This is a genomic window from Streptomyces katrae, from assembly GCF_000966975.1.
Classification (GTDB): Bacteria; Actinomycetota; Actinomycetes; order Streptomycetales; family Streptomycetaceae; genus Streptomyces; species Streptomyces katrae.
This window is the reverse complement of sequence record NZ_JZWV01000854.1, coordinates 1-6,463: the sequence shown is the minus strand read 5'-3', so window position 1 is coordinate 6,463 and position 6,463 is coordinate 1. Positions and strand designations below refer to the sequence as shown.

Annotated in this window: 7 protein-coding genes; 5 read left to right on the top strand and 2 right to left on the bottom strand. The window is 73.5% G+C overall.

Going from position 1 to position 6,463, the window contains the following annotated elements:
* Nucleotides 1-83 precede the first annotated feature (83 nt).
* The gene (locus tag VR44_RS28025) at nucleotides 84-1,106 is read right to left on the bottom strand and encodes a LacI family DNA-binding transcriptional regulator (RefSeq protein WP_042812372.1); all 1,023 of its coding nucleotides are present in this window, start codon (nucleotides 1,104-1,106) and stop codon (nucleotides 84-86) included.
* 88 nt (nucleotides 1,107-1,194) lie between these two features.
* On the bottom strand, nucleotides 1,195-1,977 hold the full coding sequence (locus tag VR44_RS28020) for a response regulator transcription factor (RefSeq protein ID WP_045950401.1): 783 nt from the start codon (nucleotides 1,975-1,977) through the stop codon (nucleotides 1,195-1,197).
* A gap of 470 nt (nucleotides 1,978-2,447) precedes the next feature.
* Here VR44_RS28020 and VR44_RS28015 point away from each other — a divergent pair, with 470 nt between their 5' ends.
* The 5 genes from VR44_RS28015 to VR44_RS28000 all read left to right on the top strand — a co-directional run.
* Complete coding sequence (locus VR44_RS28015; protein WP_045950400.1) at nucleotides 2,448-2,702, top strand: MoaD/ThiS family protein; 255 nt, start codon at nucleotides 2,448-2,450, stop codon at nucleotides 2,700-2,702.
* A 506-nt stretch (nucleotides 2,703-3,208) separates the two neighbouring features.
* On the top strand, nucleotides 3,209-4,576 hold the full coding sequence (locus VR44_RS28010; RefSeq protein ID WP_425424537.1) for a hypothetical protein: 1,368 nt from the start codon (nucleotides 3,209-3,211) through the stop codon (nucleotides 4,574-4,576).
* Between the two features lie 144 nt (nucleotides 4,577-4,720).
* Nucleotides 4,721-5,440 (top strand): LmeA family phospholipid-binding protein, encoded by a 720-nt coding sequence (locus tag VR44_RS28005; protein ID WP_045950399.1) that lies wholly within the window; start codon nucleotides 4,721-4,723, stop codon nucleotides 5,438-5,440.
* 161 nt (nucleotides 5,441-5,601) lie between these two features.
* Nucleotides 5,602-5,685 carry a putative leader peptide gene (locus tag VR44_RS49230; RefSeq protein WP_350206375.1) on the top strand — a complete coding sequence of 28 codons (84 nt, stop codon included), beginning with the start codon at nucleotides 5,602-5,604 and terminating at the stop codon, nucleotides 5,683-5,685.
* Nucleotides 5,686-5,886: 201 nt separating this feature from the next.
* A partial coding sequence (locus VR44_RS28000; RefSeq protein WP_045950398.1) for a sulfurtransferase occupies nucleotides 5,887-6,463 on the top strand: 577 nt, incomplete at its 3' end.

Here is a 6,463-nt window from a genome sequence, read left to right as displayed (position 1 = left end):
GTGGAAGGGCGGGTAGGGGACCCAGCCCGCGCAGCGGCAACGGTCCGCGGCGGGCGCCCGACCTCGGCCAGGGGCAGGCTCGGCTAGCGGCAGCCGCAGCTTCGGCGGATCACCAGGGCCGACGGGAACTGCTTCAGGCGTTCGCGGCGCGACCCCGCCACCCGCAGGGCGTCGTCCAGGACGAGGTCCACCGCCGCGCGGGCCATCGCCGGGCGGTCCGAGGAGACCGTCGTCAGCGGCGGGTCCGTCAGTGCGGCTTCCTTCACGTCGTCGAAGCCGGCCACCGCCAGCTCCCCGGGCACGTCGATGCGCAGCTCCCGGGCAGCGCGCAGCACGCCGATCGCCTGGTCGTCCGTCGCACAGAAGATCGCCGTCGGCCGGTCCGGCCGGGCCAGGACCTCCAGGGCGACCCGGTAAGCGTCGTAGCGGTTGTACGGGGCCTCGATGACCCGGCCCTCGACCGAGCGCCCGGCTTCGAGCATGGCCCGCCGCCAGCCCTCGACGTGGTCGGCGACCGGGTCGCCGACCGACGGGGTGTTCTCGATGCCGCCGATGCAGGCCACGTACTCGTGCCCGTGCTCCAGGAGGTGCCGGGTGGCCAGCTGGGCGCCGCCGATGTCGTCGGTGACGACGGCGACGTCGTCGATGGCCTCGGGACGCTCGTGCAGCAGCACGATCCGCGCGTCCCAGGCCTCGATCTCCGACGCCGCCCGCTCGCTCATGCCCTGGCTGACCAGGATCAGCCCCGACACCCGCATGCCGAGGAAGGCCCGCAGGTAGTGGACCTCGCGCTCGTCGCGGTAGTCGGAGTTCCCGACCAGGACCATCTTTCCGCGCTCGGCGGCGGCCTGCTCGACCGCGTGCGCCATCTCCGCGAAGAACGGCTGGCGCGCGTCCGGGACGATCATGCCTATGAGGTCGGTACGCCGCGACGCCATCGCCTGGGCGACCCGGTCCGGGCGGTAGCCCAGGTCCTTGATCGCGGCGAGGACACGCTCGCGCGTGGCCGGGGCGACCGGCCTGGGTCCGTTGTTGATGACGTAGCTCACGACGGCGGTAGACGTACCCGCAAGTCGTGCAACGTCATCCCGCGTCACCTTGGCCACGCGCGGAAGTCTACGCGGGGTGACCTACCTCTGGGCAGGGCGTCCTGGAGAGTGGATGGTCACAGGGGTTCCTCCGGACGGGGGACGCCTACTGGGGGACGGCCGACGGGGTCTCGGCGGGGGCCTCGGCCGGGGTCTCGGCTGCCGGGGCCTTCTTCCGTTCGGCCTTGGCCGCCGCCTCCGCCGCCGCCCGCTCGACCTTCTCGGGGGTCACGAAGCGGTAGCCGACGTTGCGGACGGTCCCGATCAGCGACTCGTGCTCGGGCCCGAGCTTGGCGCGCAGCCGCCGGACGTGGACGTCCACCGTCCGGGTGCCGCCGAAGTAGTCGTAGCCCCAGACCTCCTGGAGGAGCTGGGCACGGGTGAAGACCCGTCCGGGGTGCTGGGCGAGGTACTTCAGGAGCTCGAACTCCTTGAAGGTCAGGTCCAGGACCCGGCCCTTGAGCTTGGCGGAGTACGTCGCCTCGTCGACCGACAGGTCGCCGTTGCGGATCTCCATGGGGGAGTCGTCGGAGCCGAGCTGCTGGCGGCCCGTGGCCAGCCGCAGCCGGGCCTCGACCTCGGCCGGGCCGGCGGTGTCGAGGAGTACGTCGTCGATGCCCCAGTCGGCGGTGACGGCGGCGAGGCCGCCCTCCGTGACGACGAGGATCAGCGGGCAGCCGGGCCCGGTGGACCGCAGCAGCTGGCACAGCGACCGCACCTGCGGCAGGTCGCGGCGGCCGTCGACGAGGATCACGTCGGCCCCGGGGGTGTCCACCAGGGCCGGTCCCTCGGCCGGGGCGACCCGGACGTTGTGCAGCAGCAGTCCGAGTGCGGGCAGCACTTCGGCGGACGGCTGCAGGGCGTTGGTCAGCAGCAGGAGAGAGCTCACGCCCGACCACCTGCCCGGGTCGGGTGGTCGTGCTCCTGTTTGCTTCGCTGGTCCATCACGTCGGTTCCTCCTCGGTCCCGTCGAGGACGTGCGTGGTACGGCTTCGTACGACTTGCCTGGCATGCCGTCCGGCCCCCGCGCCCTGGGGTCCGGATGGATACCACTCTTCTCGGTCCGTTCAACGTACTGAAAGCACAAAAGGACCCGGGGGCTACGTTGCCCGGATCCTCTACGCCGCCAGAATAGCCCACCCGCCCTTTCGGGGCCGAGGGCCGCCATGCATCGCATTCTGTGGTTCGCGCCACGCCTTCCTCCTGCGTATGCCCTGGTTTCACCGGATCGGTGGACCCCCCGCGGGCCGCCCGGGCGCACGGACGGTGCGCGGAGGCACGCCGGGGTGACGAGCCGGAGGGGTCATCATTGAGTCCGACGGTAGAGAGCCGACGGAGCCCGACACGATAGGAGCTGCAGTGGCAACCGGAACCATCCGCTACTGGGCGGCGGCCAAGGCCGCGGCCGGGACGGCGGAGGAGCCGTACTCGGCACGCACATTGGCCGAGGCGCTCGACGCAGTGCGGGAACGCCACCCGGGGGAGCTGACCCGGGTCCTGCAGCGCTGCTCCTTCCTCGTGAACGACGAGCCCGTGGGCAAGCGCCCGCACGATGCCGTCCTGCTGACCGAGGGGGGCACCGTTGAGGTGCTCCCGCCGTTCGCGGGCGGGTGAGCGCGGCGATGAGCACTCCCGAGGAGCAGCAGCGCCGGCAGCAGCAGGCCGCCGCCGCGCAGCAGGACCCGTACAGCACGCAGACCTGGCAGGCCGACACCTGGGAGACCGGGTACCAGCCGGTGCAGCCGCCGCTCGGCTCGGTGCCGGGGCAGGCGGCCCCGCCCGTTGCTCCGCCCGTTGCTCCGCAGGGGCAGCAGGGGTGGCAGCAGCAGGCCGGGGGGACCGGTGGCGGCGTGCCGTGGCCGGACGCCTCCGCCGACGGCGGTGCCGCGTACCCGGGGCAGGCGCAGCCGCAGGCCCCGGCCGTGCCCGACGCGTGGTTCCGGGACGCGCAGCCGCAGTCGGCGCAGCCCCCGCAGCCGCCGCAGCAGCAGACCGGCGGGGGCGTGCCGTGGCCGGACGCTTCGGCCGGGGGCGCTGCGGGTGCCGCCGCCGAGACGGCGTACCTGCCTCCGTACCCCGGTGCGGGGGAGCCCCACCCGCCGCAGCGGCAGCGGCCCGCGGTGCCGGACGCGTGGTTCCGGGACGCGCAGCCGCAGTCCCCGTCCCCGGCGCAGGCCGACGCGGCCGCCCAGACGGCGTACCTGCCGCCCGTGCGGCAGCCCGAGCCGCCGCAGGGGACCGGGGGCGGCGTGCCGTGGCCGGACGCCTCGGCCGGGGGCGCCGCGGGTGCCGCCGCCGAGACGGCCTACCTGCCGCCCGTACGGGATGCCGCCGACGCGGCCGCGGAGACCGCCTACCTGCCGCCGTACCCGGTGCCGGGGCAGCCGCAGGCCCCGGCCGTGCCGGACGCCTGGTTCCGCGACGCGCAGCCGCAGCTCGTGTCCCCGGCCCAGGCGGACGCCGCCGCGGAGACGGCGTACCTGCCTCCGGTGCGGGATCCGCAGCCTCCGGCCGACGCGGCCGCCGAGACGGCGTACCTGCCTCCCGTGCGGGATGCGCAGCCTCCGGCGGACGTGGCGGCCGCCGAGACGGCGTACCTGCCTCCCGTGCCTCCGGTGGAGGACGCCGCCGCGCAGACCGCCTACCTGCCCCCCGTGCGGGAGGCCGGGCCGGAGCCGGCGGCCGCCGGGGCGGAGTGGTCGCCGCCGACGCTCGGCGGGAACACGCTGCGCGCCGTCGACCCGGCCCAGGCCCGGGCCGAGGGGCGGTCGCCGATCATCGACCCGGGGCCGCAGTCGGCCATACTGACCGCCGCCCTCGGGCTGCTGCTGGCCGGTGCCGCCGCGCTGGGCCAGTACGCCCTGCTGCTGCCGCTGATCGCCCTCCAGGGCCTCACCGCGGCCGGCTGGTTCCGGCTCAACGGCATGTGGCCGGCCCGCCAGGGCATCGCCCTCGCCTTCGCCGGAGCCCTCGTCGCCGACGGCGCGGTGCTCGCGGTGGACGGTACGTACGGCCCCGGCGCGATCATCGGCACCCTCGGGGTGTGGGTGCTGCTCACGCTGGTCCTCCAGCTGCGCAGCCACGCCGACCCCGACGAGCGGATGTACGGGCTGATGGCCTCGGTGGCCTCGGCCGCGCTGGCCATCGCGTGCACCGGGTTCCTCGCCGCCGGCTGGGAAGCGGTCAGCACTGGGGCGGCCGCCGTGGCAGTCGCCGTGTTCGCGCGGGCCCTGCCGCTGCCGACCGCACCGTCCGTGGGCGTCTCCCTGGCCGCCGCGGCCGGTGCGGGCATCGCCGTCGGCGGGCTGGTCGGGCTGGGTGCGGGCGGTGCGCTGGTCGGCCTGGCGGCCGGCGTGTGCGCGCTGGTCGGCCTGCGCGTGGCGGCGTACGACTACCCGTCGAAGTTCGTGCACATGACGGCCGGTGTCGCGCTGCCGCTGGCGGTGGCCGCTCCCGTCGTCTACCTGATCGGCCGCGTGGTGGGCTGAGGCACCCGACGGGACGCGCGGGACGGGCGGGAGGGGCGGGACGGGTGGCACCGGGGGAGACGGTGCTCACAAGTCCCGCTCACCGCGCTCCGACCGCGATCATGGTCCACTAGAACGCACGTACCGATGAGGAGGGGGAGGCACGTGCGTTTCCTGCGTTTCGTGGTGATCGTCGCAGTGGTGTTGGGGGGCTTGTTCGTGGGCGCCGACCGCTGGGCGGTCGGCTACGCCGAGAACCGGCTCGCCGAGAAGATCCAGTCCCGCCAGGGCTTGGCCGGCGGCGTCGAGGTGGACATCCACGGCTTCCCGTTCCTCACCCAGGCCCTCAGCCACGAGCTGGAGCAGGTCGACCTGAAGCTGACGGACGTCGACGTCACCGCCGACGGCCGCAAGACCCGCCTCTCCCAGCTCGACGCCGCCTTCCACGACGTGAAGCTGAACTCGAGCTACACCGGCGGCTCCGCCAAGCGGGCCGAGGGCACCGCGCTCATCTCGTACGCGGACCTCACCAAGGCCTCCCAGACGGGCGCGACGCTGACCTACGGCGGCCAGCCGGGGAAGCTGAAGGTCACCGCGTCGGTGGACTTCCTGGGCCGGACCCTCACCCGCAGCGTGATCTCCACCGTCGAGCTCGTCGACGGCAAGGCGGGGTCGGGCGGCGGCAAGACCGTCCGGGTCCACGCGGACTCCGTACCGGGCGAGGGCATACCGGGGATCGAGAGCGCGATCCGCAAGCGGACGGACTTCGACCGTCGCATCGACGACGGCCTCCCGGCCGGTCTGAAGCTCTCCGCCCTGACCTCGGACGAGGCGGGCGTGCACCTCACGCTGACCGGAACGGACGTGAGCCTGGCCGGATCGTGAGACGACGCGGTCCGATCTGCAGAAGGGCGGGCCGCACGAGCAGCCCCGGAAGGCCGCGAGGCGGCCTCCCGGGGCTTTCTCATCCCGGGATTCGGACGATCCTGTCTCGGAATATGACACGCCGGTGACAGGGCGGCCCGTTCCTCCCTACGATCCTGGCTATGAAGCATCAGCAGGCGGACCTCACGAAGCGGCGGGCAGTAGACCTGTGTCGCGTCGCCGCCATGCTCTGTCGCTCCATGTGAGGCGTGAGCCCTCCCGCTCCGCCGGCCGGACCGACGGCCCTTCATCCCGCGTGACCGCACCGCACCAGCCTCCTGCCCCCTGACGCCTCCCCGCGCAGGGCCGAAGAGCCACAGCCGGCGACGGACCACGCACGCACAGCACCGCCAGCCCCACCGCAGCACAGCACAGCCCCGCCGCACACTGCCCCGGAGGAGATCACCATGAGCCGCAGCGACGTCCTCGTAGACGCCGACTGGGTCGAGGCCCACCTGAACGACGCCAACGTCGTGATCGTCGAGGTGGACGAGGACACGTCCGCGTACGACAAGAACCACATCAAGAACGCCGTCCGGATCGACTGGAAGCAGGACCTCCAGGACCCGGTGCGCCGTGACTTCGTGGACCAGGAGGGCTTCGAGAAGCTCCTCTCCGCCAAGGGCATCTCCAACGACGACACCGTCGTCCTCTACGGCGGCAACAACAACTGGTTCGCCTCGTACGCCTACTGGTACTTCAAGCTCTACGGCCACCAGGACGTCAAGCTCCTCGACGGCGGCCGCAAGAAGTGGGAGCTCGACTCCCGCGACCTGGTCGACGGCAAGGACGTCCCGAACCGCCCGGCCACCGAGTACAAGGCCAAGGCCCAGGACACCTCCATCCGCGCCTTCCGCGACGACGTCGTGGCCGCCATCGGCTCCCTGAACCTGGTCGACGTCCGCTCGCCCGACGAGTTCTCCGGCAAGCTGCTCGCCCCGGCGCACCTCCCGCAGGAGCAGTCGCAGCGCCCCGGCCACGTGC

What these genes read in the sequence shown, in the direction of transcription:
- VR44_RS49230 (WP_350206375.1), top strand. Translation starts at nt 5,602, where the DNA reads ATGAAGCATCAGCAGGCGGACCTCACGAAGCGGCGGGCAGTAGACCTG.